Raw genomic sequence first — 25,671 nt, 5'->3', positions numbered from 1 at the left:
TGGTTCCCGTTCGGGTCGGTGGCGCGCGCCGGGTCGGCGGGCGCCGGGTGGAGACGGTGACGCGGCCGACGGGCGCCCGGCGTGCTGCCGGGCGCCCGTCGACCGCGGGTGGGACTACAGGCCGACGTCGGAGGCCTTGAGGAAGCCGGAGTCGACGAGCGTCTTCTGCACGTCGTCCTTCACGACCACCTGCGGGTCGAGGAGGAACGACGGGACGACCTTCTTGCCGTTGTCGTAGGACTTCGTGTCGTTGACGGTGACCTCGTCGCCCTTCACGATCTCGCCGATCATCTTCTGGACCTGGTCGCCGAGCGCCCGGGTGTCCTTCCAGACGGTCATGGACTGCTTGTCCTCGAGGATCGCCTGCACGTTGGCCTTGTCGGCGTCCTGACCGGTGATGACGGGCCAGTCGGCGCCGGGCGCGTAGCCGGCGCTCGCGAGCGACGCCTCGATGCCGAGCGCGAGGCTGTCGTTGGGCGAGAGCACGACCTGGACCTTCTGGCCGCCCGTGTAGAACGACTGCAGGCGGTTGTCCATCTCGGCCTGCGCGTCGTCGGATCCCCAGCCGAGGATGCCGATGGCCTGCCAGTCGGCGCTCGTGGCGGGCGACTTGCCCGAGGGCACGGTCAGCTTGCCGCTCGCGACGTAGGGCTGGAGGACGTCCCACGCGCCGCCGAAGAAGAACCCGGCGTTGTTGTCGTCGGGGCTGCCGGCGAAGGGCTCGAGCGTGAAGGGGCCGGCCGCGTTGTCGAGGTCGAGCGTGTCGCGGATGAACTCGCCCTGGAGCGTGCCGACCTTGTAGTTGTCGAAGGTGGCGTAGTAGTCGACTGCGTCGGTGCCGTTGATGAGGCGGTCGTAGGCGATGACCGTGACGCCCTGGCTCTTCGCGTCCTCGAGCGCCGGGCCGAGGGTCTTGCCGTCGACGGCCGCGACCACGAGGATCTTGGCGCCGCCGGCGACCTGGTTCTGGATCTGGCTGATCTGGGCGTCGGTCTTGTTGTCGGCGTACTGGAGGTCGACGGTGCAGTCGTCGCCCTCGAGCTTGGTCTTCAGGCCCTCGCCGTCGTTGATCCAGCGCTCGAGGCTGCGGGTCGGCATCGAGATGCCCACGTTGCACTCGGTGCCGCCGGCGGCGTCGCCGCCTCCGGAGCCGGTGTTCGTCGCGCCCTGCGGCGCGCACGCGGTCATGCCGACGGCGACGCCGGCGAGGAGGAGGAGGGAGCTGATCTTTCGTGCGTTGTGTCCGGATGCCATGTCGGCGGGTCCTCTCGGGTGGCCGATCCGGGTCGTGCGGGCACCGGGCGGTCGCGTCCTCGCGAGGGCCGTCGTGGTGCGCCGACGCGTCCTCGGGTCGGGTGCTGCTGCGATGTGGTGGTGTGCTGGGGGTGGTGCGGGCGACGGCGGCGGATCGGCGCGTGGGCGGGGATCCGTGCTTTTGTCGTCGGTCAGAACTTATCCATTTCCGCAGCCGGGGACACCGGTTCCCGGAGACGTTATCCAAGCGTTACCGCGGCGTCGCGGGTGGCAGCAGGCCGAGCTCCATCGCGAGCGTGACCGCGCGGGTGCGGTCGCCGACGCCGAGCTTCTCGAAGACGTGCAGCAGGTGCGTCTTCACGGTGGCCGGGGTCACGTGCAGCTCGAGGGCGATGCGCGCGTTCGTTCGCCCGGCCGCGACGAGCGCGAGCACCTGGGTCTCGCGCGGGCTGAGCGTCGGCGTCGGGGCGGCGGGAGCGGCCGGCCGCGCGACCTGCCGCACGAGCCGCGCCGCGAGGGCGGGCGCGAGGGCGACGTCGCCGCGCGCCACCGCGCGCACGCCCGCGAGGATCTCCTCCTCGGGCGCCGCCTTCAGCAGGTAGCCGCTCGCGCCCGCCTCGATGGCGGTGAGGATGCTCGCGTCCGTCTCGTAGGTCGTGAGGACGAGCACGCGCACGTCGGGCGACGCCTCGCGGATGCGGGCGGTCGCGCCGACGCCGTCGAGCCCGGGCATGCGGAGGTCCATGAGCACGACGTCGGGGCGCGCGGCGGCGGCGAGCGCGACGGCTGCCTCGCCGTCGGGGGCCTGGCCGACCACCTCGATGTCGTCGGCGGACGCGAGCAGGGCGGCGAGGCCGGCGCGCACGACGGGGTGGTCGTCGACGACGGCGACGCGGATCCGCGGGGCGGTCACGCGCGCGCCGCCTCGGTGGTCGAGGAGGCGGGAGCGGCGGGCGCGGCGGCGGGCGCGACGGGATCCGCGACGGCCGCCTCCGCGTGCGCGGGGATCCGCGCCGTGAGCACGGTCCCGTCCGGCCCGCTCGCGACGTCGAGGCGCCCCGCCGCGGTGTCCAGGCGGCGCCGCATGCCGGCGAGCCCGTAGCCGTCGGACGCCCGCGCCGGGTCGAACCCGCGGCCGTCGTCGCGGATCACGAGCACCAGGTCGCCGCCCTCCCGCGCGAGCCCCAGCTCCACGGCGGAGGGGGACGCGTGGCGGCGCACGTTCGCGAGGCCCTCCTGGGCGCAGCGGAGGAGGACGACCTCGGCGTCGCGGTCGACGGGGTCCGCGCCGGCATCGGCCCGCACCGACACCGGGGTGCCCGTCTCGCGCTCCAGGCGCGCGCCCATGCGGGCGAGCGCCGCCGCGAGGCCGTCCGTCAGCTCGACGGGCGCGGTGGCGGCCACGATGGCGCGGGTCTGGGTGAGGGCGTCGCGGGCGCTGTCCTCGAGGAGCGCGAGGGTCGCCTCGACGGCGGCGGGGTCGGCGCCGCGGAGCTCGCGCCGGCCGCGCTGGGCGAGCATCACGACGCCCGTGAGGTCCTGCGCGACCGTGTCGTGGATGTCGGCCGACAGCCGCTCGCGCTCGCGGGCCGCGCCGGCCACGCGCCCCAGCTCCTCGACCCGCGCCTGCGCGGCCCGGAGCCCGTCGAGCAGCTCCAGGCGCTCGCGGCTGAGGTCGGCGATGCGGCTGATCCAGAGGCCGAGCGCGATGCTGCCGGCGAGGCTGAGCCCCTGCGACACGGCCATGGTCGGGAGGGCGCCGGGCAGGTCGCCGAAGCCGACGACGAACCCGACGGCGACGGTCACGGTGAGCACGAGCGTGCCGACGACGGCGTCGCGGATCCGCGGCAGCAGCATCCAGACCAGCGGGCACAGCACGCACTGCACGACCGCGAACGACGAGAGGGTCGCGACGCCCCAGGTGGCCGTCGGGATCACGAGCACGAGGAACAGCACGGCCGCGGGGACCGGGGCCTCCCCGCCGACCGCGGCCGCCGAGGCCTCGAGCGCCCGGCGGCCGATCAGCAGGTACAGCGCCGCCATGGCCGCGACCGCGGCGAGCGCGGGCGCCGGGTCGTCGAGGCCGGTGACGGCGAGCGCGACGAGGAGCGCCAGGTTCACCGCGTAGGCGACGTGCACCCAGCGGGTGGGGATCATGCCCCGAGCCTGGCAGGCGTCGACCCGGCGCGCACGCTCACGAGTCCCGGCGGATCCAGCGGAAGGTCGCCGCCGCCGCGATCGTGCCGCCGACCAGCCAGAGCGCGAGCACGACCACCACCCCGGCGAGGTCCCACGTGCCGCCGCGCTCGCTCGCGGCGAGCGCCTCCGGCAGGAACACGGAGCGCATGCCCTGGGCCATCCACTTCAGCGGCAGGAAGCTGGCGACGTCCTGCAGCCAGGTGGGCAGCATCGTGAAGGCCAGGTAGACGCCGCTGATGAACTGGAGCACCAGCACGATGGGCGTGATGACGGCCGTGGCCGAGGCGCCCGAGCGCGGGATGCGGCTGAGCGCGATGCCGAGCACGGCCGAGGACGTGATCCCGAGCGCGTACACCCACGCGAACGTCAGCCAGCGGCCGGCGGCGGTCGGCAGCTCCACCCCGAACGCGAACCGGGCGACGAGGAGCAGCACGACCATCTGGAGCAGGGACGTGACGACCACCTGGCCGCCCTTGCCGATGAAGTACGAGAGCACGGGCAGCGGGGATCCGGCGAGCCGCTTGAGCGTGCCGTCGCTGCGCTCCATCGCGATGTCGACCGCGAGGTTCTGCACGCCCGAGAGGAGGATGCCCGCCGCGATCATGCCCGGCAGGTAGTACGCCGCGGCGCTGACGCCGCCGGACCCGTCGGGCGCCGTGCCGAGGTTGCCCGACGAGCCGAAGGCGACCGAGAAGATCGACAGCATGATGACCGGGAACAGGAACGTGAAGATGATCGTGTCGGTCTGCCGGAAGTAGCGGCGCACCTCGTAGCGGATCCGGTGGATCCCGAGCGGGAGCACGCCGGGGAGGGCGAGGGCGCGGTCGCGGTCCGCGACGGGACGCGCGGGGCGGACGGCGGTCATGCCGCCACCTCCTCGGCGGACGCCGGGGCGGCGGAGGCCACGGCGTCGTCCGTGGTCCCGGCCTCCGCGAGCAGCCCGAGGTACACGTCCTCGAGGCTCGGGCGGACGATGCGCAGGTCGCGCGGCTCGCCGCCCCCCGTCGCGGCGGCCAGGCGCGACACGAACGCCGCGGGCTCCCGCGTGCGCTCCTCGTGCGGTCCGGCGTCGTCGCGCCAGAGCACCCGCGGGATCCGCGCCTCCTCTCCCCCGATCTCGTCGAGCCGGCCGATCGCCACCAGCTCGCCGCCCGCGATCACCGCGGCCCGGTCGCCGAGCTGCGCGGCCTCGTCGAGGTAGTGCGTGGTGAGGAGGATCGTCGTGCCCTCCGCCTTCAGCTCGCGCACGAGGTCCCAGAACCGGTGCCGGGCCTCCGGGTCGAAGCCGGTCGTCGGCTCGTCGAGGAACAGCAGCTCGGGGCGGCCGATGATCCCGAGGGCCACGTCCACGCGCCGCCGCTGGCCGCCCGAGAGAGCGCGCAGCAGGGTGCCGGCCTTCTCGGTGAGGCCGACGGCCGCGATGGTCGCGTCGACGTCGCGCGGCCGCGGGTACATCCGGGCGAAGTGCGCGACCTGCTCGCGGACGGTCATGGCGCCGCTCTCCGAGCTCGACTGGAGCACCATGCCGATGCGGGCGCGCCAGGCGCGGCCGCCGGTGGCGGGATCCACGCCGAGCACGGTCGCGGATCCGCCCGTGCGGAGCCGGTACCCCTCGAGGATCTCGATGGTCGTGGACTTCCCCGCGCCGTTCGGCCCGAGGAGCGCGAAGGTCTCGCCGCGGTGGATGTCGAAGGTGACGCCCCGGAGGGCCTCGGTCGTGCCGTAGGACTTGGCGAGGTCGCGCACGCTGACGTGCTCCTCGACGGCTGCTGTGGTCATGGGTCCAGCCTCGCGCGCGCCGGGTCCGAGCGGAACGGCCGAGCGGTCGATCCGCGGCATCGGCCGATCGGTGGATGCCGCCACGCGCGGTCCCCCGCCCGTTGGAGGCGCCGCGTGTCCGCACCGGGCAGGCTGGACCCGTGACCTCGCTCCCCGGATCCCCCGCGCCCGTCGCCCATGCCGGCCCGACGCCCGTGGCGGAGCGCAGCCTCGCGCCCGACCTGCTCCGCGGGATCGCGCTGCTCGGCATCGCTCTCGCCAACTCCGTCTACTTCATCGCCGACCGGCCGATGGGCCCTCTCGCCCGCCCGACGGACGGCTCCGCGCTCGACCACGTCGCCGATGCGCTCGTGGGCACGCTCGTCGACAACCGCGCGTTCCCGCTGTTCACGATGCTGTTCGCGTACGGCTTCGCGGTGATCCTGCGGCGCCAGGCGGCCGCGGGCGTCGACGGACCCCGCGCCCGTCGGCTGCTCCTCCGCCGGAGCGCGTGGCTCATGGTCTTCGGTGCCCTGCACGTGGTGCTGCTGTTCGAGGGCGACATCCTGTTGAGCTACGGGATCCTCGGGCTCGCGCTCGCGGCCCTGTACCGGGCCAGCGACCGCGTCTTCCGCGTGCTCGTGTGGGCGCCGGCGATCGTCTTCCTCATCGTCGCCGGGGCGGACGGGCTCGCGGTCGACGCGGGGGCCGGCTCGCTGCTCGGCGGCGGCGGCACGTTCCTCGGCGACCTCGCGGGCCGCGCGATCGCGCTGGCGGCGATCCTCGTCTCGACGCCCGTCTCGGTCGGCGCGCTCGTGCCGCTCGCCGCGATCGGGATCCTCCTCGGCCGCCGTCGGGTGCTCGAGGATCCGGTGGCGCACCTGCCCCTCCTCCGTCGGCTCGCGCTCGTCGGCATGCCCGTCAGCGTGCTCGGCGCGCTGCCGCTCGTGCTCGCGACGGTCGGCGCGTTCGACGCGGACCCCGTGGCCCTGTACCTGCTCGGCGTGCTGCACGGCGCCACCGGCGTCGCCGGCGCCCTCGGGCTGCTGGGCGTCGTCGGCTGGGCGGTCGCGGGGCGGGCCCGCCGTGGGGATCCGGCACCCGGGCCGGTCCTCCGCGCGCTCGTCGCCGTGGGCCGCCGGTCGATGACCTGCTACCTGCTGCAGTCGGCGCTCTTCGCCATCCTGCTCGAACCGTGGTCGCTCGGCCTCGGGGTGGGCGCGGGGACGGCGCGGATCGCCCTCGTGGCGATCGGGGTGTGGCTCGTCACGGTCGCGGTGGCCGTCGCGATGGAGCGGCGCGGGCTCGCCGGTCCGGCCGAGCGGGCGATCCGACGCCTCGCCTACGGGCGGGCGCCGGCCCGGCCGACCCCGACCGGACCGGGCACGCCGATCAGCGCGGGATGAGCCCCTCCGCGCGATACCGCTCGAACAGCCCGAGGAAGCTGTCGAGCGTGCGGTGGTGGGTCTGGAACCCGGCGAGCCGGCTCTTGCTGATGTCGGTGACGACCTCGATGTCGCGGCCGAGGTCGGCGTCGGTGTGCCACCAGGAGGCGATGCGGCCCAGGTCGGACTCCGCGAGACCCGCCTCGCGGGCGATGCGCGCCCACTCGTCCTCGTAGCCCGCCATCTGCTGCTCCAGCGGCCGCGGCGCGTCCTCGAAGCCGACGGGCTCGACGCCGAAGTACGCGGCGAGGCGCGGCCACATCCAGCGCCAGCGGAAGACGTCGCCGTTGACGACGTTGAACGCCTCGTCGCGGCCGGCCTCGTGGGTGGCGGCCCAGATCATCTGGTCGGCGAGCACGGTCGCGTCGGTCACGTCGGTGAGGCCGTTCCACTGCGTCTCGCTGCCCGGGAAGACGAAGGGCAGGCCGAGGTCGCGGCAGAGGGATCCGTAGACCGCGAGGGTCAGGCCCATGTTCATCTGGTTGCCGACCGCGTGGCCGATGACGGTGTGCGAGCGGTGCACCGACCACGCGAAGCCCTGGCGCGAGGCGGCGGCGAAGAGCTCGTCCTCCTGCGCGTAGTAGAAGTTCGGGGCGTCGAGGCGCTCCTCCTCCTCGTGGAAGGGGGTGTCGGGCATCGTGCCCTGGCCGTACGCCTCGAACGGGCCGAGGTAGTGCTTGAGGCCGGTGACGAGCGCCGTGTGCTCGACGGGCGCGCCGTCGAGGGCGGCGAGGAGGTCGCGCACCATGCCGCCGTTGACGTCGATGTTCTCCTGCTCGGTGGCCTGGCGCGACCACGCCGTGAAGAACACGTGGGTCGGCTGCTCGGGCGCGAGGACGCGGCGGAGGTCGTCGGCGGAGCGGAGGTCGGCGCTGATCCAGCGGACGCCCGGGCGGTCGGCGCCGGCGCGGCGGCTGAGGGCGAGGACGTCCCAGCCCTCGGCGGTGAGCTGGTCGACCAGGGCGGATCCGCTGATGCCGGTGGCGCCGACGACGAGGGCCGTGCGGCCGGTGCCGTCGGATCGGGGCGATGCGGGAGCGGCGGACGTGCGGGCGGGGGTCTCTCGGTTCTCGGTCATCCCCTGCCCCAACGACGAGGAGCCGCCCGGCCATTCCGGGCGGCTCCTCGCGGGCGTGTCGGTCGGATCAGGCGGGGTGGGGCCCGTCGACCTCGGCGTCGGCCTCGCCATCGATGCCGTCGCGGCCCGTGGAGGTCGCCTGCGTGGCGGCGGGGTCGGCCGGGCCGTCGCCGAGCCCGGCGTCCTCGATGCGGCGCTCGAGGTCGGCGGCCATCGCGTCGGATCCGCTGTCGCGGTGGTCGTAGGCGACCTGCTCGGCGAGCCCGGCGCGCTTCTCGTCCGCGGTGGCCTCGCCGGCGCCGTCCATGATGGGCTGGTCCTGCTCGTGGGTGCTCATGGGACGACGGTACGCCGTCCGACCGGGGTGCGGATCCGCCGGGCGCTTGTCGGCTCGCCCGCCGCCTGCCACGCTCCAGTCACACCACCAGGCAGGGAGCGGACATGACCGACAGCGGATTCTCGGCGGACGAGCGCGCGGCGATGAAGCAGCGCGCGAAGGAGCTGCGCGAGGAGGCGAAGGCGCAGAAGGCCGCCGACAAGCAGGCCGCCGCGCTCCAGAGCGTGCTCGACGCGTTCGCCGCGATGCCGCCCGAGGAGCGCGCGATCGCCGAGTGGCTGCACGGGCTGGTGCTCGCGCACGCGCCGGGCCTCTCCCCCAAGACCTGGTACGGCTTCCCGGCCTACGCCGACGCCGACGGCAAGCCCGTCGTCTTCTTCCAGCCGGGCTCGAAGTTCGGCACCCGGTACTCGACGCTCGGCTTCCAGGATCCGGCGCGCCTCGACGAGGGCACCATGTGGCCGACGTCGTACGCGCTGACCGCGGTGGATCCCGCGAACGAGGAGCGCGTGGCGGAGCTGGTGCGGCGGGCCGTCGGGGGCTGAGGCGCGGCGCGCACGAGCTGCGTGGCGGGGCCGGACGGGGCGCGCCGCCCCGATGGCACCATGAGCGCATGACCACCCTCAGCCGCCTCGACTTCATCGACTCGATCGACGAGGGCCGCGAGCCCGCGCACCCGCGGACGATGACGCTCGACGGCGTGGATGCCGACGCGGTCATCGCGGTCGTCACCACGCCGGGCGCGCAATGCGCCCCGGTCTTCGACCGAGCGGCGTACCTCCGCTCGCTGCTGGGCGAGGGACCATCCCTCGTCGACGACCTGCCGGAGGGGCGCATCGCGATCCTCTCCTGCAGCAGCTGCGGCGACCCCTATTGCGGCTTCCACGCCGCCGACCTCGTCCTCGACGACGACCGGGTCCTGTGGCGGGGTCTCCGATTCGAGTGGCCCGACGGGATGTGGACCTCCAGCACGCCTCGGCCCCCCAGACGGACGCGGCGTCTCCTCGGCCTCGGCCGCCGGCGCGCCGAGGAGCAGAAGTCGGAGACGGAGACGCAGCGCGTGGTGGAGCCGTGGGCCTCGATGGGCGCGGACCGCGTGCTGGAGTTCGCGTTCGACCGCACGGCCTACGAGGCGACGATCCGTAGCGAGCTGGCGCGCGAGCACGAGGGCTGACGCCGCGTCCGCCGAACGGGAATGATCCGCCATCTCATGCGTTTGCATGGACATGGCCCGACCGGGCCGCGCGGAAGGAGCGCCTCATGACCGCCAGCACCCAGGGACTGCACCACGTGACCGCCATCGGAGGCGACCCGCAGCGGAACGTCGACTTCTACGTGCGCGCCATGGGCCTCCGGCTCGTGAAGCGCACCGTGAACTTCGACAGCCCCGGCAGCTACCACCTCTACTACGGCGACACCGAGGGCCGGCCCGGATCCCTCCTCACGTTCTTCCCGTGGCAGGGCGTGCCCGCGGGCCGCGTCGGCGCGGGCCAGTCCACGACGACCGCGTTCTCCGTGCCGGCCGGCAGCCTCGGGTGGTGGACCGAGCACCTGCGCGGGCTCGGCGTCGCCGCGTCCGTGACGAACACCGGATCCGCCGAAGAGCGCCTCTCCCTCCGGGACCCCGACGGGCTGCAGATCGACCTCGTCGCGTCCTCCGTCGTCGACCCGCGCGACCCGTGGGACTCGGCCGACGTCCCCGCCGAGCACGCGATCCGCGGCCAGCACTCCTCGGTGCTCACCGTGCGGGATCCGGCCGGCACCGCATCCGTCCTCACCGACGACCTCGGGCTCCGGCTCGTGGACGAGCGCGACGGCCGGTTCCGCTTCGCGGCGGGCGCGGGCGGCCCGGGCGCGATCGTCGACGTCGTGGCCGAGCCGTCCGCGCAGCAGGGCCTGACCGCCGGCGGCACCGTGCACCACGTGGCGTTCCGCGTGCCCGACCGCGCCCGCCAGCAGGCGTGGCGCGACGAGCTGGTGGACCGCGGGCACCAGGTGACGCAGATCCTCGACCGGCAGTACTTCACCTCCATCTACTTCCGCGAGCCCGGCGGCGTGCTGTTCGAGATCGCGACGGACACCCCCGGCTTCGACATCGACGAGCCGCTGCTCGAGCTCGGCCGCAGCCTCCGCCTGCCGCCGTGGCTGGAGCCGAGCCGCACCGACATCGAGGCCGCGGTGCCGCCGCTGCGCCTGCCCGACGAGGAGGCGGCCCCGGCTGCGCCCGCGTCCACCGACGCCGGATCCGTCGCGTGAGCGCGATCCTCGACCGCACCCCGCACCTCTTCCAGGCCGGCGCGGTCGACGGCCCGGTGATCCTGGGCCTCCACGGCACGGGCGCCGACGAGCGGCAGGGCGTCGAGCTCGCGCGGCTCGTGGCGCCCGGGCAGCCCGTGCTCGCGCCGCGCGGGAGCGTGCGCGAGGGATCCGCCGCCCGCTGGTTCCGCCGGCACGCCGAGGGCGTCTTCGACGTGGACGACGTGGTCGCCCGCGCGGCCGAGCTCGTGGAGCTCGTCGCCGCGGCGCGCGTCGCGCACGACCTGGGCGACCGGCCGATCCTCGCGGTCGGCTTCTCGAACGGCGCGAACATGGCGCTCGCGACGACGCTGCTGCACCCGGCCGCGCTGCCGACCACGATCGCGTTCTCCGCGCGCTGGCCGTTGGGCGACCGCGCGCCGGCCGCGGACCTCGCCGGCACCCGGATCACGCTGCTCAACGGCGATGCCGACGCGATGGCCCCGCTCGTCGACGTCGAGCGGACCGTGCGGGAGGCCGCGGCGCGCGGATCGGACGTCGTGTCGCACGTGCGACCCGGCGGCCACGGGCTCGACGCGCGCGACCTCGAGGCGGCGCGGGGGCGCGCATCCGCCGGTTGACGCGGCCCGCGCGATCCCCGACCCGGGGAGGAGGCGCGCGGTCCCCGCGGAGGAGGCGCGGGCGCGGGTCTCCCGCCAACCTGGGGTCATCGCCCGCCCGGGCGGTGGATCTGGAGGATCCCGTGCCCGTGTCCGTCGCTCCCCTCGCCGCCCCGTCCGCGTCCGTCGCGGCACCCGATCCCCGCTCGCCGCGCGCGGGCGACCCCGTCTGCGTCGCGTTCACCGAGGCCGCCGGTCCGTTCCGCCACGCGGGCACGCGGATCCTCGAGCTCGACCTGGCCCCCTTCCTCGCCGCCTCGGCTCGCGGCGGCCTCGTGCGCGCCGCCTGAGCCCGGCTCCCCCGCTCCGGCCGCGCCCGCCACCGGCCTCACCGCCAGCGCGTGCCATGGAGAGGTCGGCGTAACGCGCCGGGTCGCCCGGCCGCAACGCGCCGGAAACGGCCGGCCCGTATCGTCGGCCGCACGACGAGAGATGCCGGGGCCACCGGGCGCAGGGCGGGAGGATCCGTGGGAGCAGGAGCGGCCGACGCGCGTGCCGCCGCCGGTCCGGACGTCGCCGCCGTGATCCTCGCGGGCGGCCGGGCCCGCCGCCTCGGCGGAATCGACAAGACGGCCCTCGCGCGCGACGGCGTCACGCTCCTCGGGGGCGCCCTGCTGGCGGCGTCCGGCTGCGCGAGCACCGTCGTCGTGGGCGCGGGAACCCGCCCGGGCGGGGTGCCCTCCGCGCACCGCGACGTCCTCGCACCGGCCGTGCTCGTGGACGAGCGACCCGCGCACGGCGGTCCCGCGGCGGCGCTCGGGGCGGGCGTGCGGGCCCTCGACCTCGGTGCCGCGACGGAGCCCGGCGGGACGGGTCCGGCCTGGATCCTCGTGCTCGCCGCCGACCTCGCCCACGCGCCGGACGCGGTGCGTGCCCTCCTCCCGCTCCGCCACGGCGCCGCGGCCGCGCGGCACGACGCCGTCGTCGCCCGCGATCCCGACGGCCGCGCCCAGCCGCTCCTCGCCCTGTACCGCGCGGCGCCGCTCATCGACGCGCTCGACGCGGTCGACCGCGCGGGTGGCCTGCCGGGCGCGTCCCTGCGCGCGGTCCTCCAGGCCCTCGGCCCGGCAACCGTCGCGCACGCCGACCTCGACGCCCGGCTCTGCGCCGACGTCGACAGCCCCGCCGACGCCCGGCGTCACGGGCTCCGCCTCCTCGACGACAGGATCCCCGCCCATGGCCGCTGACGACACCGCACTCCCCTCGGCCGCGGGCGCACCCGCCTCCCCCGCGAGCCGGCCTCAGGATCCGGCGCTCCTCGACCGCTGGGTCGACCGCGTGGCGGCGCTGCTCGAGCTCCCCGCGCACGAGGTCGACGTGTCCCTCGTCCTCGACCTGGCGCGCGACGCGGCCCACGGGGTCGCCCGCCCGGCGGCCCCGCTCACGACCTACCTCCTCGGCCTCGCGGTGGGCCGTGCGGGCGGCGGGGCCGACGACGCGCGTCGGCTCGCCGCCGACATCACGGCGGAGATCGCGCACCTGCGCGATCCCGTCGGACCGCTCGACGCGGACGGCCGGTCCCGGGGCGGAGCGGACCTGCTCCGCGCCGACGGACGACGCCCGCCCGCGGACTCCGACCTCGGCGGGCCCGCGTGACCCGCGTCGGCGACGGCACCCGCGGGCGCGTCGCGGCACGTCCCCCGGAGGTCGACGGGGACCCCGTCGAGTCCGCCGGCACCGAGGACGCCGCCACCGGGATCACCGGTCCCGCGCCCTCGGCGCGGGACGCCTCCTGGGACGACGCGCGCGCATCGGCCCGGCGCCTCGGCGAGCGGATGCGCGCGCGGCTCGCCCGCGCCACGGCGTCCGTGCCGCTCGACGCCGCGCTCGGCCGGGTCCTCGCGCACGACCTGCACGCGCGGATCGACCTGCCGCAGGTGGCCGTCTCCGCGATGGACGGCTGGGCCGTCGGATCCGCGGACGCCGGCCCCTGGCGGGTGGGCGCGCCCGTGCGCACGGGCGACGCCCCCGCCCGCACCCCGCTCGGACCCGACGACGCCCGGCCGATCGCGACCGGCGGGCCCGTCCCGCCCGCGAGCGCAGGGATCCTCCGGAGCGAGCACGGCGAGGTGGTCGACGGCGTCCTCCGTCGCGGCGCGCTCGCCCCCGCGTCCGCCGTCCGGCCCGGCGCCGACATCCGGCCGGCGGGCGAGGAGGCGACCCGCGGGAGCGTGCTCGTCGCGGCCGGCACCCGCCTCACCGCCGTCCGCCTCGGGCACGCCGCCGCCGCTGGATACGACCGCGTCGACGTGCGGGACGCCGACGCGGCCGACCTCCTGCACCTCGGCGACGAGATCCAGGCGCACGGCGTCCCGGCACCGGGCCGCGTCCGGGACGCCATCGGCCCCGCGCTGCCCGGCCTCCTCGCGGCGCACGGCGTCGCCGTCGGATCCGCGGTGCGCGTCGGCGACGACCTCCGCGCCACCCGCCTGGCCCTCGCCGCGACGACCGCGCCCCTCGTGATCACCACCGGATCCAGCGCCCGCGGACCCGCGGACCACCTGCGCGCGGCGCTCGACGGCCTGCACGCCCGCCTCGTGGTCGACGGCGTGCGGATGCGCCCCGGCCATCCGGTGATGCTGGCGGAGCTGCCCGACGGCCGCGTCGTGCTGTGCCTGCCGGGCAACCCGATGGCTGCGGTCGCGTGCCTCGTGTCCCTGCTCCCCCCGCTCGCGGCAGGGCGCGACGGTGCGCCGGTGCCGCCCCTGCCGCTCCTCGTCGCGGGCGACGACCTGCCCGGCGGCGGATTCGCGACCCGGCTCGTCGCGTGCGCCCTCGACGCCCACGGGCGGCTCGCGCCCCTCGGCGGCCAGGGGCCCGGCATGCTCCGCGGCCTCGCGTCCGCCGACGCCCTCGCGGTGGTGCCGCCGACCGGGATCCGGTCCGGCGAGACGGTGCGGGCGCTCGTGCTCTAGCCGACCGCCGCCCCCGCGGCCGCGCCTGCGGCCTGCAGCACCTCCTGGATCCGCCCGCGGCAGGTCCCGCAGCCGGTCCCGGCGCGCGTGCACGCGCCCACCTCGGCCACCGTCGCCGCGCCGTCGCCGGCCGCCGCCGTGATCGCGCCGACGGTGACCCCGTTGCACCAGCAGACCGTGACGTCGGGGGCGAGCGGATCGGACGTCGCGGGCGCGCCCGCGTCGTCCGCGTCGAGGCGCAGCAGCACGGAGCGGTCGGCCGGCAGCTCGCCGCCGCGCTCGTAGAGGAGCGTCAGCTCCGCGCCCGCGCGCGGCATGCCGACGGAGACGAACCCCTCGAGGATCCCGTCGCGGGTCACGGTCTTGACGTAGGCGCCGCGCGCGGGGTCGCTCCACACCGCGACCTCGCGCGGGGAGGGGCCGACGGCGTCCGGCGCACCGGGGTCCATCCCGGAGCCGGCGACGAGCGACCCGGTTCCGCACGCGCCCGCGTGCGCGCGCCCCGGACGGCGGCGACGCGGCGGATCGTCCCACGGCTCGGCGGTCACGTCGCCGCCCGCGACGACGTCGACGCCCTCGGCCTTCAGCATCACGACGAGGGGGCGTCCGTCGGCGGCGCCGCCGGCGCGCGCCGCCGAGAGCGACGCGCCGCCCGCGGACCCGGGCACCAGGCCCCGCTCGGCCTCCGCCTCCGCGGCGAGGAGGCCCGCGAGCGCATCCGCCTGCCGCCAGCCCGGTCCGATGAGGCCGGACGGGCCGCCCGGCACGGATCCGTCGGCGCGCGCCGACGCAGGCGGGGCCACGTGCGCGCAGTCGCCGACGGCGAAGACGTCGGGGTCGGTCCAGCTGCGGAGGTCCTCGTCGACGAGCACGCCGCGGCCGACCGCGAGACCCGCCGCCTGGGCGAGCTCGTCGCGCGCGGTCACGCCGCAGGAGAGCACGAGCAGGTCGCCGTCGACGCGTCCGCCGTCCGCGAGGAGGAGCGCCTGGAACCGCGCGTCGGCGGTGCCGCGATCGTGCAGCAGGACGCCCTCCGCCCGGGCATGGGCGGCGAGCGCCACCCCCCACGCATCGGCCACGAGCGCGAGCGTCCGGCCGCCGCCCCGGTCGAGGTTGCGGGCCATGGGGATCTCCCCGTGGTGCACGGCGACGACGTCGGCCCCCTCCTCGGCGGCCGCGAGCGCGAGCTCCATCCCGAGGACGCCCGCGCCGAGCACGACGATCCTGCGGCGGGAGCGCACGGCGGCGTGCACCTGCCGGGCGTCCCGCAGGTCGCGCAGCGCGACGACGCCCGCGGGCAGGGGGTGCCGTCCCCGGTCGAGGCCGTCCGCGTCGCGCGGCCGGTCCCGGCGGTCGCGGCGCGCGTCCTCGAGGCCGTCCATCGGCGGGACGTGGGCGCGGGCTCCCGTGGCGAGCACGAGCCGGTCGTATGCGAGCTCGCCGCCGTCGTCGAGCGCGACGGTCTGCCGCGCGCGGTCGATCGCGACGACGGCGCAGCCCCGGAGGATCCGCACCCCGGCCTCCCGCGCCCCCGCGGCGTCGCTCACCTCGAGCCGCCCACGGTCGGCGCGGCCGACGGCGTGTTCCGCCAGCAGCACGCGGTTGTAGGCGTCGTCATGCTCGGCGCCCACCACGGCCACCCGCAGCGCGCCCGCGCGGACGGCCGGCAGCAGACCCTCGACGAGGCGCGCCGCGACGGGCCCGTTGCCGACGACCACCACGCGCGCGGGCCGGTCCCGCGACCGCTCACCCATGCGCGGCGCCCCCGTCGTCGACGAGGGCGCGCACGGTCACGGGCGTGCGCTTGAACTCGGGCATGGCGGAGACGGGATCCACCGCGGCCTCGGTCAGCGTGTTCGCGCACTCCGGGCCAGCGAAGTGGAACGGGAGGAACACCGTGTCGTGCCGGATCCCCGCGGTCACCTCCGCGACGGCCCGCACCTCGCCGCGCGCGTTCGCGACCGCGACCGGCGCCCCGTGCTCGATGCCGAGCCGCGCGGCGGCCGAGGGGTGGATCTGCAGCCGCGCCACGGGCTGCGCCGCCTGCAGCTCCGGCACGCGCCGGGTCTGCGCGCCCGACTGGTAGTGCTCGAGCAGCCGCCCGGTGACGAGCGTGAGCGCGCCGCCGACGGGCGCCGGATCCCGGGCCGTGACGTCCCGCGGGGTCACCGCGACGAGCCGCGCGCGCCCGTCCGGGTGCGCGAAACGGTCGACGAAGAGGCGGGGCGTGCCCGCGGATCCGGCCGGGTACGGCCAGAAGCCCTCCACGGCGTCGTCGTCGAGGAGCGCGTGGCTGAGCCCGGAGTAGTCGGCGACGCCGCCCGCGGAGGCGCGCGCGAGCTCGTCGAACACGACGGCGGGGTCGGTCGGCCAGGTCGAGGGCGCGTCGAGCCGCCGGGCCAGCTCGGCCAGCACCTCCAGCTCCGTGCGCACCCCGGGCGGCGGGGCGACGGCCCGGCGGCGGCGGATCACGCGGCCCTCGAGCGAGGTCGTCGTGCCCTCCTCCTCGGCCCACTGCGTGACGGGAAGCACGACGTCGGCGAGCGCCGCGGTCTCGGAGAGCACGAGGTCGCACACCACGAGGAGGTCGAGCCGGGCGAGGCCGCGGCGGACGGCAACCACGTCGGGCGCGGAGACGACGACGTTCGACCCGTGCACGAGGAGGCAGCGGATCCCGCCGGGCTCCCCCAGCTCGCCGAGGAGCTCGACCGCGGGCACGCCCGGGCCGGGGATGGCGGCCGGATCGATGCCCCACACCGCCGCGACGTGCGCGCGGGCGGCCGGGTCGGCGATGCGCCGGTAGCCGGGCAGCTGGTCGCACTTCTGCCCGTGCTCGCGGCCGCCCTGGCCGTTGCCCTGGCCGGTGAGCGTGCCGTAGCCGGATCCCGGACGGCCGGGCAGCCCGAGGACCAGCGCCAGGTCGATCGCGACGGTCGCCGTGTCGGTGCCGTCGACGTGCTGCTCGACGCCGCGCCCCGTGAGGATGTACGTGCCGCGCCCGTCCGCGAGCCGCCGCGCCACCCGGCGCAGCTCGGCGACGGGCACGCCCGTCACCTGCTGCACGCGCTCGGGCCACCAGGCGTTGGCGCTCCGCCGGACGGCGTCGATCCCGGTGGTGCGGGCGGCGAGGTACGCCTCATCCGCGAGCCCCTCGGCCAGCACCACGTGGAGGAGCCCGAGCAGCAGCACGAGGTCGGTGCCAGGCGCGGGCTGCAGGTGGATCCCGCCCCCGTCGTCCGCGAGCTGCGCGGTGGCCGAGCGCCGCGGATCCACCACGACGAGCCCGCCCGCGGCGCGCGCCCCGCCGAGGTGGCCGATGAAGGGCGGCATGGTCGCTGCCACGTTGGAGCCGAGCAGGAGGATCGTGGACGCGCCGTCGAGGTCGGACACCGGGAACGGCAGCCCGCGGTCGACGCCGAACGCGCGGTTCCCGGCGGCCGCGGCCGACGACATGCAGAACCGGCCGTTGTAGTCGATGCGGGAGGTGCCGAGCGCGACGCGCGCGAACTTCCCGAGCTGGTACGCCTTCTCGTTGGTGAGGCCGCCGCCGCCGAAGACGCCCACCGAGTCGGCGCCGAAGCGGGCGCGGCTGTCGCGGAGGCGGTCGGCGACGAGGTCGAGCGCCTGGTCCCAGGTCGCGGGGACGAGCTCGCCGGACGCGTCCCGGACGAGCGGATGCACGAGCCGGCCCGCGGCCGTGAGCACCTCCGCGCTCGTCCAGCCCTTCCGGCAGAGCCCGCCGCGGTTGGTGGGGAAGTCGCGGCCGGTCACCGCGAGCGGCGGCCCCGCCGGACCGGTCGGCGTCGGCGTCGGCGCCTCCGTCGGCGTCATCGTCATCGTCATCGCGCACTGCAGCGCGCAGTACGGGCAGTGCCCGCGGACGCCCGCATCGGCGTCGGCAGCAGCACCCGCGTCCTCCTCGCCGGCCGCCCGCATCAGATGCGCGCGCCCGCGGCGGTCCCGCGGCGGATCCCGCCGGCCCGCAGGTAGACGAGACCGGTCACCGCGAGCATCACGACGTAGGCGACGACGAACCCGCCGAGGCCGGTCGAGTACCCGCCCGTCTCCGTCTTCGAGAGGCTGAGCGCCTGCGGGATGAGGAAGCCGCCGTACGCACCGAGCCCGGAGACGAGGCCGAGCGCCGCCGCCGTCTTCCGCTGCGTGCCGACGTCGCCGGAGGAGCTGCCCGCACGCGCCGTGCCGGAACGGAGCGCGAAGACCGCGGGGATCATGCGGTAGGTCGCGCCGTTGCCGACGCCGCTCGCCGTGAACAGCACGAGGAAGAGCGCCAGGAAGAGCGGGAAGCTGCCGAGCGGGAGGGTCGCGATGACCGCGACCACGGCGAGCGCCATGACGACGAACGCGCACATGGTCATGAGCGCGCCGCCGTGGCGGTCGGCCAGGCGTCCGCCGAGCGGCCGGGCGAGCGATCCCATGAGCGAGCCGAGGAACGCCAGCGACAGCGTCGCCGAGCCCACCGCGAACGTCGACATCTCGGGGAACTCGTCGGAGATGAGCTTCGGGAACACGCCCGCGAAGCCGATGAAGGAGCCGAACGTGCCGATGTAGAGGAAGGCGAGGATCCACAGGTGCGGCTCCGTGAGCGCGGCGAGCGACGCGCGCCCGTCGGCCTTGGCATGGGACAGGTTGTCCATGCGGCGCCACGCGCCGAACGCGGCGACGAGGATGAGCGGCACCCAGATCCAGCCGGCGAGCGGCAGGTCGAGCGTCGCCGCGGCGCCCACCGTGATCACGAGCGGCACGACGAGCTGCGCCACCGACGCCCCGAGGTTGCCGCCCGCGGCGTTCAGGCCGAGCGCCCAGCCCTTGCGGCTCTGCGGGTAGAAGAAGGTGATGTTCGACATGGAGCTCGCGAAGTTGCCGCCGCCGAAGCCCGCGAGCGCCGCGACGAGCAGCAGCACGCCGAACGGCGTCTCGGGGTCTCCCACGCACACGGCGAGGGCGATCGTCGGGATGAGCAGCAGCAGCGCCGAGATGACCGTCCAGTTGCGGCCTCCGAAGCGCGGCACCATGAACGTGTAGGGGAAGCGGAGGGTCGCGCCCACGAGGCTCGGCATCGAGATGAGCCAGAAGACCTCGCCGGTGGAGAGGTCGAAGCCGGCGGCCGGGAGCTGCACCACGACGATCGACCACAGCTGCCAGACGACGAAGCCGAGGAACTCGGCGAGGATCGACCAGCGCAGGTTCCGCGCGGCGATGCGCGAGCCGCCGCCCGCCCACTGCGCCGGGTCCTCCGGGTCCCAGCCGTCGATCACGGCGCCGTCGCGGAAGGTGAGGCCGGGGGCGGAGGCGCCGTGCGCGTCGACCGTGCGCGGTGCCCGTGCGGCGGTCGGCGCGGCGGGCGTCCCGGGGTCGGCGCGGGTGGGGAGCAGTTCGGTCATGGCGTTCTCCTGGTCGTGGGCGGTGCATGACGGGTCGGGTCGCGCGGGCGCGACGGGGTGCCCCCGCGCGGATCGCGGCGGGACGGGATGGGGAGGGCGGCGGTCCCGCTGGGAGCGGCCGCCCGTCAGCGCAGCGCGGCGGCGGCCTCCGCGTGCAGCTCGACGACGATGTCGACGAGCTCCTCGGGCGGCGCCTCCCCGTCGACGAGGAGCGGCGCGCTCGTGGCGTCGCCGCCCGCGCGCGCGGCGAGCATCGCGAAGTAGCCGGGCGCGAGCAGGTAGGTGGCGACGACGACGCGGGATCCGGGGTGCGCCTCCCGCTCGGCCGTCACCGCCGCGGGCACGCGCGGCCGGGCGGCGGAGATGAACGACACGGCCACGTCGCGGCCGAGCTCCGCGGCGAGCATCGCGCCGACCGCGTGGCAGTCGGCGACGGCCCCGGCGTCGCTGGATCCCGCGGCGGCGAGCACCACGCGGTCGCCGTCCGCGAGGCCGGCCGCGCGGAGGCGCCGGGCGAGCACCGTGGCGAGCCGCGGATCCGGCCCCAGCGCCCCGGCGACGCGCACCTCCCGCGGCGCCGCCTCCGCGGCGGCCTCCGCGAGGTCGACGTGCACGTGGTAGCCGGCGCTGAGGAGGAGGGGCACGACCACGACGGCGCGATCCGCGTCGGCGAGCCCCTCCATGGCGGCCGGGACGTCGGGCTGCTGCACGTCCACGTGGGCGTCCTCGACGCGGAGATCCGGGCGCCGCTCCCGCACGGCCTGCACGAGGCCGGCGACCGCCCGACGGCCGGCCGGATCCGACGTGCCGTGCGACGCCGCGACGAGCGCCGCGCTCCGGGCGACCTCGACGACGCCGTCGCGCACCCGGCTCCGCCACACGGGCAGCCGGAGCGCGGGGTCGGTGAGGCACTCCCCCGTGTCGAGGTCGAAGACGGCCTTGTGCAGGGGTGAGGCGAGGGTGGTGCGGTCGCCGCGGGATCCGACGATGCCGCGCGCCATGACGAAGGCGCCCGTGGCGGGATCGGCGTGGGCGACCGCCCGCACCCTGCCGTCCGGGAGCCGGACGACCGCGACCTGGTCGCCGTCGACGAGGGCGGCCTCGCCCCACAGCGGCTCGAGCTGGTCGAGGCGGCAGACCGGTGTCCAGGGGCCGTCCGTCCCGAGGGCGGTGCCGTCGGTCGGTGCGTCCGTCATCGTCATGCGTCCTCCTCGCGGGCGGCGCCCGGTGGGGCGGCGGATGCGGTCGATCCCCGTCGCGGGATCGGCCTCGTGACGGCCACGCTAGGGAGCCCGTGTTTCGGCCGCCGACCGCGGCCGTGACGGCGGCGTAACGAAGACCTCTCGGCCGCGCGGCGTCGCCGTGAGACGCGCGTCACACGACGTGACATGGAGGCAACGACCCGGAAACGGGACCTGCCTAGCGTGGGAGCACACCCCGAGGAGGTCCGTCATGAGCGCATCCGCGACCACGCCGCCCGAGCCGCACGCCGCCGCATCGTCCGCGAGCGCCCCGACCGCGGGGCCGGACGGCCTCCGCCACGTGGTCGTGATCGGCGGCGGACCGGCGGCGCACCGCCTCACCGAGTCGCTCGTCGCGCGCATGGACCCCGCGGCGCCCGGCCTCCGCGTCACCGTCGTCGGCGACGAGCCGCACCTCCCCTACGACCGCGTGCAGCTCTCGAAGCGCCTCGCCGGCGAGGTCGACCTCACGCTCGGCGACGCCGCGTTCTGGCGGCACGTCGCGCTCGACTGCCGGCCCGGACGGCTCGCGACGCGCATCGACCCGGACGCCCGCACGGTCGCGCTCGACGACGGCGAGGTCCTCGGCTACGACGAGCTCGTGCTGGCGACCGGATCCCGCGCCACCGTGCCGCCCATCGCGGACGCGCACGCGGGCCGCGTCTACCGCACGCTCGCCGACGTCGCCGACCTCGTGGCCGAGGTCGCGGACGTCCGCGCGCGCGTCGGTCGGCCCGCGAACGTCGTCACCGTGGGCGGCGGGCTGCTCGGCCTCGAGGCCGCGGGCGGCGTCCACGCGCTCGGCGCCCGCTCGGCGGTCGTCCACTCGGGACGGTGGCTCATGTCGTCGCAGCTCGACGAGGGCGCCGGGCAGGCGCTCGGCCGCATCATCCACGACCAGGGCATCGACCTCCACCTGGGGATGCGGCCCACGGGGATCATCACGACGCCGACGGGCCGCGTGACCGGCGTCGCTCTCCCCGACGGGCGCTCCATCCCGGCCGACGTCGTCGTCTTCTCCATCGGGATCACCCCGCGGGACGAGCTCGCGCGGGATGCGGGGATCGCGATCGGCCCGCGCGGCGGGGTCGCGATCGACCAGGCGTGCCGCACCTCGGCGCCGCACGTGTGGGCGATCGGCGAGGTGGCGGCGGTCGACGGCGTGTGCGTCGGCCTCGTCGCGCCCGCGAACGCCATGGCCGAGACCGTCGCCGACCGGATCACGGGCGGAGAGGCCGAGTTCCCCGGCATCGATGACGCCACCAAGCTCAAGCTCTCCGGCGTCGAGGTCGCGTCCTTCGGCGACGCGCTCGGGCGCACGCCGGGCGCGCTCGAGGTCGTGTACGCGGATCCGGCCCGCGGCCTCTACCAGAAGATCGTGATGAGCGACGACGCCAAGACGCTCCTCGGCGGCGTCTTCGTCGGCGACGCGGCGCCCTACAGCGCGCTCCGCCCGCTGCTCGGCCGGGAGCTCGGCGCCGAGCCCGGCGCGTACCTCTCGGCCGCCGGCGGCGAGGCGCCCGGCGCCACCGACCTGCCCGACGACGTGCAGGTCTGCTCCTGCAACGACGTGAGCGCGGGCGACGTCCGCGACGCGGTGCGCGGAGCCGACGGCGCCCCCGGCTGCACCGAGCTCGCCGCGCTCAAGGCGTGCAGCCGCGCCGGCACCCAGTGCGGGTCGTGCGTGCCGCTCGTGAAGAAGATCCTCGACACCGAGCTCGAGGCAGCGGGCGTCGAGGTGTCGCGCGCCCTGTGCGAGCACTTCGCCGTCAGCCGCAGCGAGCTGTTCGAGACCGTGCGGATCCTCGGCCTCACCTCCGCCGCGCAGGTCTTCGAGCGCCTGGGCTCCGGCCTCGGCTGCGACGTCTGCAAGCCGGTGGTCGCGTCCGTGCTCGCCACCCAGACCAAGGGCTACATCCTCGATGCCGGCCAGGGCCCGCTGCAGGACACCAACGACCGGGCGCTCGCGAACATGCAGAGGGACGGCACCTACTCCGTCGTCCCGCGCATCCCGGGCGGCGAGATCACGCCCGCGAAGCTCAAGGTCATCGCGGAGGTGGCCGAGCGGTACGACCTCTACACGAAGATCACGGGCGGCCAGCGCATCGACATGTTCGGCGCGCGGCTGGAGCAGCTGCCGGACATCTGGCGGATCCTCGTCGACGCCGGCTTCGAGTCCGGCCAGGCGTACGGGAAGTCGCTGCGGAACGTGAAGTCGTGCGTGGGATCCACCTGGTGCCGCTACGGCGTGCAGGACGCGGTCGCCATGGCCGTGCACCTGGAGCTCCGGTACCGCGGCGTGCGCTCGCCGCACAAGTTCAAGATGGGCGTCTCAGGTTGCGCGCGCGAGTGCGCGGAGGCGCGCGCCAAGGACATCGGCGTGATCGCGACGGAGACCGGCTGGAACCTCTACGTCGGCGGCAACGGCGGCTTCACGCCCGCGCACGGGCAGCTGCTCGCCAAGGACCTCGACGACGACACCCTCATCCGGTACATCGACCGCTACCTCATGTACTACGTGCGCACGGCCGAGCGGCTCCAGCGCACGGCGCGCTGGCAGGAGGAGCTGGAGGGCGGCCTCGAGCACGTGCACCGCGTGGTGGTCGAGGACGCGCTCGGGATCGCGGCGGAGCTGGAGGAGGCCATGGCGCGCCAGATCGACGGCTACGAGGACGAGTGGGCGGCGACCCTCGCGGATCCCGACCGCCTCCGCCGCTTCCGCTCCTTCGTCAACGCTCCGACCACGCCGGATCCGTCGCTCGCCCGGGTCGAGGAGCGCGGCCAGCGCCGGCCCGCCTTCCCGGAGGAGCGCGACGGGTCCGTGCTGCTGTCCGGCCCCTCGATCCCCGTGCGGGAGGGGTGAGCCGTGACGATCCCCCTCGACGTCCGGGGCCGTCGCGTCCTCGTGGTCGGCGGCGCCGACGCCACCCGGCGGATCACCGCGGGCCTCGCCGCGGACGGCGCTGACGTGCAGCTCGTGCCGGACCACGCCGCGGGCCCGCGCCTGGAGTCACCCGACCTGCCCGACCTCCTGGTCTGGGTGGAGGGCGACCCCGTGCGCCGGGCAGCGGTCGCGGAGGCGTGCCGGGTCGCGCGCGTGTGGTTCCAGGATCAGACGGGGCGGGCGCCGACGCCGCGCGGGCACGTGACGCTCGTGGGCGGCGGCCCCGGCGATCCCGGCCTCATGACGGTCGCGGCCCGCGCCGCGCTGGCCGAGGCCGACGTCGTGCTCCACGACCGCCTCGGCCCCACCGACGACGTGGCCGCGTTCGCGCCCGGCGCCCTGCTCGTCGACGTCGGCAAGACGCCGGGCCACCACGCGGTGCCGCAGCGTCGGATCGAGGAGCTGCTCGTCGAGCACGCGCGCCAGGGCCTCCGAGTGGTGCGGATGAAGGGCGGCGACCCGTTCGTCTTCGGGCGCGGCGGCGAGGAGGTCATCGCGTGCCGGGCCGCGGGCGTTCCGGTGACGGTGGTGCCGGGGGTGACGAGCGCGGTGGCCGTGCCCGCCGCGGCGGGCATCCCGGTGACCCACCGCGAGGTCAGCCGCGCGTTCACCGTCGTGTCGGGCCACGTGCCCTTCGGCGAGGAGGAGCTGGGTCACCTCGTCGGGATCGGCGGCACCCTCGTGGTGCTCATGGGCGTCAACACGCTCCCGCACCTCGTCGCCGGGCTCCAGCGGCACGGGATGCGTCCCGACATGCCGCTCGCGATCGTCGAGCGCGGCTACGCCATCGACCAGCGCACCACGGTCACCACGGTCCAGGGCGTCGCCGGGCTGCTCGGCACGGTCGCGCCGCGCTCCCCCGCCGTGATCGTCGTCGGCGAGGTCGTGCGCGTGCCCGGCTGGGCGGAGGAGGCGGCGAGCGCCGGCCACGCCCCGTGGGAGGATGACCGCCGGGCACGGGCGACGCCGTGACCGTGGAGGGATGATCGCCGTGACCGGATCCGACGAGACCCCCGCCGCCGGCACGGACGCGGCCGGCGCCGACGGCCCCGGCTTCCGGCCCGACCAGCTCGAGGGCTTCCGCATCGGCATCACCTCCGACCGGCGCTCCGAGGACCTCATCGCGGCGTTCGAGCGCCGCGGGGCCGATGTGCTGCACGCACCCACGATCCGCATGACCGGCGTCGCCGACGACTCCGCGCTCGAGGCGGAGACGCGCGCCGTGATCCGCGCCCGCCCCGACGTCCTGCTCGCGACCACGTCCTACGGCATCCGCCGATGGTTCGAGGCAGCCGACGCGGCGGGCGTCGGCGACGAGCTCACCGGGGTGCTGGGCGACGCCCGGATCCTCGTGCGCGGCCCCAAGGCGCGCGGCGCCATCCGGGCGGCCTCCCTCGACGACCACGGGATGAGCGAGCGGGAGACCACCACCTCCCTCGTCGACCTGGTGCTGCGCGGCGACGTCGCCGGCACGACGATCGCGGTGCAGCTGCACGGCTTCACGGATCCGGTGCAGCTTACGCGCCTCGAGGCCGCCGGCGCGCGCGTGCTCACGGTCGCGCCCTACCGCTGGACGGTGCACGAGGACTCCGCGCGCGTCCTGCGGCTCGTCGAGGCGGTCTGCACGGGCGGGATCGACGCCGTCACCTTCACGAGCGCGCCCGCCGTGGAGGCGCTGTTCACGACGGCCGACGCGGCCGGCCGGCTCGAGGACCTGCAGGAGGCGCTGCGCACCATGGTGGTCGCCGCCGCGGTCGGACCGGTCACCGCGGCACCGCTCGTGGAGGCCGGGATCCTGCCCATCACGCCGGACCGCTTCCGCATGGGCGCGCTCATCCGCCTCGTCTGCGCGCACCTGGAGGAATCCGGCGTGGGGCGCGTCGAGACCCGGCACGGCACGGTCGAGCTGCGCGGGAAGCTCGTCGTGATCGACGACGAGCGCGTGCCGCTGAGCCCCGTGCCGCTCGCGCTGTTCCGTGCGCTCGTCGCGGCCGAGGGGGCGACGGTCCCGCGCCGCGTGCTCGCCCGCGCGGCCCCCGAGGAGCTCGACGACCACGCCGTCGACGTCGCCATCTCGCGGCTGCGGCGCTCGCTCCCGGACGGCGGCATCGTCCAGACGGTGATCAAGCGCGGATACCGGCTGACGACGGCCTGACGCGACCGGCGGGCGATCCGCCCGCATC

Annotated in this window: 23 protein-coding genes; 12 read left to right on the top strand and 11 right to left on the bottom strand. The window is 76.2% G+C overall.

The features are described from left to right. Positions 1–114: 114 nt before the first annotated feature. The 5 genes from FGG90_RS02110 to FGG90_RS02090 form a co-directional block, all read right to left on the bottom strand. A complete protein-coding gene (locus FGG90_RS02110) occupies positions 115–1,254 on the bottom strand; it encodes a substrate-binding domain-containing protein (RefSeq protein WP_094130891.1) in 1,140 nt (379 codons plus the stop codon). A gap of 250 nt (positions 1,255–1,504) precedes the next feature. Continuing rightward, positions 1,505–2,167 (bottom strand): response regulator transcription factor, encoded by a 663-nt coding sequence (locus FGG90_RS02105; RefSeq protein ID WP_094130893.1) that lies wholly within the window; start codon positions 2,165–2,167, stop codon positions 1,505–1,507. Continuing rightward, the gene (locus FGG90_RS02100) at positions 2,164–3,411 is read right to left on the bottom strand and encodes a sensor histidine kinase (protein ID WP_094130896.1); all 1,248 of its coding nucleotides are present in this window, start codon (positions 3,409–3,411) and stop codon (positions 2,164–2,166) included. Before FGG90_RS02100 ends, FGG90_RS02105 begins: the two co-directional genes overlap by 4 nt. A gap of 37 nt (positions 3,412–3,448) precedes the next feature. Then, positions 3,449–4,318 carry an ABC transporter permease gene (locus FGG90_RS02095; protein WP_094130898.1) on the bottom strand — a complete coding sequence of 290 codons (870 nt, stop codon included), beginning with the start codon at positions 4,316–4,318 and terminating at the stop codon, positions 3,449–3,451. Next, positions 4,315–5,232 carry an ABC transporter ATP-binding protein gene (locus FGG90_RS02090; RefSeq protein ID WP_094131525.1) on the bottom strand — a complete coding sequence of 306 codons (918 nt, stop codon included), beginning with the start codon at positions 5,230–5,232 and terminating at the stop codon, positions 4,315–4,317. The genes FGG90_RS02095 and FGG90_RS02090 overlap by 4 nt, the downstream gene beginning before the upstream one ends. Before the next feature lie 140 nt (positions 5,233–5,372). Here FGG90_RS02090 and FGG90_RS02085 point away from each other — a divergent pair, with 140 nt between their 5' ends. Continuing rightward, positions 5,373–6,617, top strand: a complete 1,245-nt coding sequence (locus FGG90_RS02085; protein WP_094130900.1) for a DUF418 domain-containing protein — start codon at positions 5,373–5,375, stop codon at positions 6,615–6,617. Here the strand turns inward: FGG90_RS02085 and FGG90_RS02080 are convergent. After that, positions 6,604–7,734, bottom strand: a complete 1,131-nt coding sequence (locus tag FGG90_RS02080; protein WP_094130902.1) for an SDR family oxidoreductase — start codon at positions 7,732–7,734, stop codon at positions 6,604–6,606. The two genes, FGG90_RS02085 and FGG90_RS02080, sit on opposite strands and share 14 nt — an antisense overlap. 67 nt (positions 7,735–7,801) lie before the next feature. After that, positions 7,802–8,071 carry a hypothetical protein gene (locus tag FGG90_RS02075; protein WP_094130904.1) on the bottom strand — a complete coding sequence of 90 codons (270 nt, stop codon included), beginning with the start codon at positions 8,069–8,071 and terminating at the stop codon, positions 7,802–7,804. A 104-nt stretch (positions 8,072–8,175) separates the two neighbouring features. Between FGG90_RS02075 and FGG90_RS02070 the strand changes: the two genes are divergently transcribed. The 8 genes from FGG90_RS02070 to FGG90_RS02035 all read left to right on the top strand — a co-directional run bounded on the left by FGG90_RS02070 (position 8,176) and on the right by FGG90_RS02035 (position 13,901). Then, the gene (locus FGG90_RS02070) at positions 8,176–8,616 is read left to right on the top strand and encodes an iron chaperone (RefSeq protein ID WP_094130906.1); all 441 of its coding nucleotides are present in this window, start codon (positions 8,176–8,178) and stop codon (positions 8,614–8,616) included. Between the two features lie 68 nt (positions 8,617–8,684). Further along, complete coding sequence (locus FGG90_RS02065; protein ID WP_094130908.1) at positions 8,685–9,245, top strand: hypothetical protein; 561 nt, start codon at positions 8,685–8,687, stop codon at positions 9,243–9,245. An 86-nt stretch (positions 9,246–9,331) separates the two neighbouring features. After that, entirely contained in the window at positions 9,332–10,327 is a 996-nt protein-coding gene (locus FGG90_RS02060) for a ring-cleaving dioxygenase (RefSeq protein WP_094130910.1), read from the top strand. Beyond that, positions 10,324–10,947, top strand: a complete 624-nt coding sequence (locus FGG90_RS02055; protein WP_094130912.1) for an alpha/beta hydrolase — start codon at positions 10,324–10,326, stop codon at positions 10,945–10,947. Before FGG90_RS02060 ends, FGG90_RS02055 begins: the two co-directional genes overlap by 4 nt. 128 nt (positions 10,948–11,075) lie before the next feature. Beyond that, a complete protein-coding gene (locus FGG90_RS02050; RefSeq protein WP_133065167.1) occupies positions 11,076–11,276 on the top strand; it encodes a hypothetical protein in 201 nt (66 codons plus the stop codon). Between the two features lie 177 nt (positions 11,277–11,453). Next, complete coding sequence (gene mobA, locus FGG90_RS02045; protein ID WP_165771412.1) at positions 11,454–12,173, top strand: molybdenum cofactor guanylyltransferase; 720 nt, start codon at positions 11,454–11,456, stop codon at positions 12,171–12,173. Continuing rightward, positions 12,163–12,582 (top strand): DUF6457 domain-containing protein, encoded by a 420-nt coding sequence (locus tag FGG90_RS02040; protein ID WP_210433072.1) that lies wholly within the window; start codon positions 12,163–12,165, stop codon positions 12,580–12,582. Before mobA ends, FGG90_RS02040 begins: the two co-directional genes overlap by 11 nt. Further along, a complete protein-coding gene (locus FGG90_RS02035; protein WP_210433073.1) occupies positions 12,579–13,901 on the top strand; it encodes a molybdopterin molybdotransferase MoeA in 1,323 nt (440 codons plus the stop codon). The genes FGG90_RS02040 and FGG90_RS02035 overlap by 4 nt, the downstream gene beginning before the upstream one ends. Here FGG90_RS02035 and FGG90_RS02030 read toward each other — a convergent pair. The 4 genes from FGG90_RS02030 to nirD all read right to left on the bottom strand — a co-directional run bounded on the left by FGG90_RS02030 (position 13,898) and on the right by nirD (position 20,505). Beyond that, complete coding sequence (locus FGG90_RS02030) at positions 13,898–15,655, bottom strand: FAD-dependent oxidoreductase (protein ID WP_094130916.1); 1,758 nt, start codon at positions 15,653–15,655, stop codon at positions 13,898–13,900. The two genes, FGG90_RS02035 and FGG90_RS02030, sit on opposite strands and share 4 nt — an antisense overlap. Continuing rightward, complete coding sequence (locus FGG90_RS02025) at positions 15,648–17,744, bottom strand: molybdopterin oxidoreductase family protein (protein ID WP_237583556.1); 2,097 nt, start codon at positions 17,742–17,744, stop codon at positions 15,648–15,650. Before FGG90_RS02025 ends, FGG90_RS02030 begins: the two co-directional genes overlap by 8 nt. A gap of 92 nt (positions 17,745–17,836) precedes the next feature. Beyond that, positions 17,837–19,303: an MFS transporter gene (locus tag FGG90_RS02020; protein ID WP_094130920.1), complete on the bottom strand. Its 1,467-nt coding sequence runs from the start codon at positions 19,301–19,303 to the stop codon at positions 17,837–17,839. Positions 19,304–19,428: 125 nt separating this feature from the next. Next, positions 19,429–20,505: a nitrite reductase small subunit NirD gene (nirD, locus tag FGG90_RS02015; RefSeq protein ID WP_094130922.1), complete on the bottom strand. Its 1,077-nt coding sequence runs from the start codon at positions 20,503–20,505 to the stop codon at positions 19,429–19,431. 250 nt (positions 20,506–20,755) lie between these two features. Between nirD and nirB the strand changes: the two genes are divergently transcribed. The 3 genes from nirB to FGG90_RS01995 are packed head-to-tail and all read left to right on the top strand — an operon-like array spanning position 20,756 to position 25,643. Beyond that, positions 20,756–23,407 (top strand): nitrite reductase large subunit NirB, encoded by a 2,652-nt coding sequence (gene nirB, locus FGG90_RS02005; protein ID WP_094130924.1) that lies wholly within the window; start codon positions 20,756–20,758, stop codon positions 23,405–23,407. 3 nt (positions 23,408–23,410) lie between these two features. Then, positions 23,411–24,460 carry a uroporphyrinogen-III C-methyltransferase gene (gene cobA, locus FGG90_RS02000; RefSeq protein WP_237583491.1) on the top strand — a complete coding sequence of 350 codons (1,050 nt, stop codon included), beginning with the start codon at positions 23,411–23,413 and terminating at the stop codon, positions 24,458–24,460. A 10-nt stretch (positions 24,461–24,470) separates the two neighbouring features. Then, positions 24,471–25,643: a uroporphyrinogen-III synthase gene (locus FGG90_RS01995; RefSeq protein ID WP_094130926.1), complete on the top strand. Its 1,173-nt coding sequence runs from the start codon at positions 24,471–24,473 to the stop codon at positions 25,641–25,643. Positions 25,644–25,671: the final 28 nt, after the last annotated feature.

Source organism: Clavibacter michiganensis subsp. tessellarius (assembly GCF_021922985.1).
Classification (GTDB): Bacteria; Actinomycetota; Actinomycetes; order Actinomycetales; family Microbacteriaceae; genus Clavibacter; species Clavibacter tessellarius.
This window is presented reverse-complemented; position numbering and strand designations above follow the sequence as displayed.

What these genes read in the sequence shown, in the direction of transcription:
- FGG90_RS02070 (WP_094130906.1), top strand. Translation starts at nt 8,176, where the DNA reads ATGACCGACAGCGGATTCTCGGCGGACGAGCGCGCGGCGATGAAGCAG.
- FGG90_RS02020 (WP_094130920.1), bottom strand. Translation starts at nt 19,303, where the DNA reads ATGACCGAACTGCTCCCCACCCGCGCCGACCCCGGGACGCCCGCCGCG.
- FGG90_RS02075 (WP_094130904.1), bottom strand. Translation starts at nt 8,071, where the DNA reads ATGAGCACCCACGAGCAGGACCAGCCCATCATGGACGGCGCCGGCGAG.
- FGG90_RS02030 (WP_094130916.1), bottom strand. Translation starts at nt 15,655, where the DNA reads ATGGGTGAGCGGTCGCGGGACCGGCCCGCGCGCGTGGTGGTCGTCGGC.
- FGG90_RS02040 (WP_210433072.1), top strand. Translation starts at nt 12,163, where the DNA reads ATGGCCGCTGACGACACCGCACTCCCCTCGGCCGCGGGCGCACCCGCC.
- FGG90_RS02100 (WP_094130896.1), bottom strand. Translation starts at nt 3,411, where the DNA reads ATGATCCCCACCCGCTGGGTGCACGTCGCCTACGCGGTGAACCTGGCG.
- FGG90_RS02025 (WP_237583556.1), bottom strand. Translation starts at nt 17,744, where the DNA reads ATGACGATGACGATGACGCCGACGGAGGCGCCGACGCCGACGCCGACC.
- nirB (WP_094130924.1), top strand. Translation starts at nt 20,756, where the DNA reads ATGAGCGCATCCGCGACCACGCCGCCCGAGCCGCACGCCGCCGCATCG.
- FGG90_RS02080 (WP_094130902.1), bottom strand. Translation starts at nt 7,734, where the DNA reads ATGACCGAGAACCGAGAGACCCCCGCCCGCACGTCCGCCGCTCCCGCA.
- FGG90_RS02065 (WP_094130908.1), top strand. Translation starts at nt 8,685, where the DNA reads ATGACCACCCTCAGCCGCCTCGACTTCATCGACTCGATCGACGAGGGC.
- FGG90_RS02090 (WP_094131525.1), bottom strand. Translation starts at nt 5,232, where the DNA reads ATGACCACAGCAGCCGTCGAGGAGCACGTCAGCGTGCGCGACCTCGCC.
- FGG90_RS01995 (WP_094130926.1), top strand. Translation starts at nt 24,471, where the DNA reads ATGATCGCCGTGACCGGATCCGACGAGACCCCCGCCGCCGGCACGGAC.
- FGG90_RS02110 (WP_094130891.1), bottom strand. Translation starts at nt 1,254, where the DNA reads ATGGCATCCGGACACAACGCACGAAAGATCAGCTCCCTCCTCCTCCTC.
- FGG90_RS02060 (WP_094130910.1), top strand. Translation starts at nt 9,332, where the DNA reads ATGACCGCCAGCACCCAGGGACTGCACCACGTGACCGCCATCGGAGGC.
- nirD (WP_094130922.1), bottom strand. Translation starts at nt 20,505, where the DNA reads ATGACGATGACGGACGCACCGACCGACGGCACCGCCCTCGGGACGGAC.
- FGG90_RS02095 (WP_094130898.1), bottom strand. Translation starts at nt 4,318, where the DNA reads ATGACCGCCGTCCGCCCCGCGCGTCCCGTCGCGGACCGCGACCGCGCC.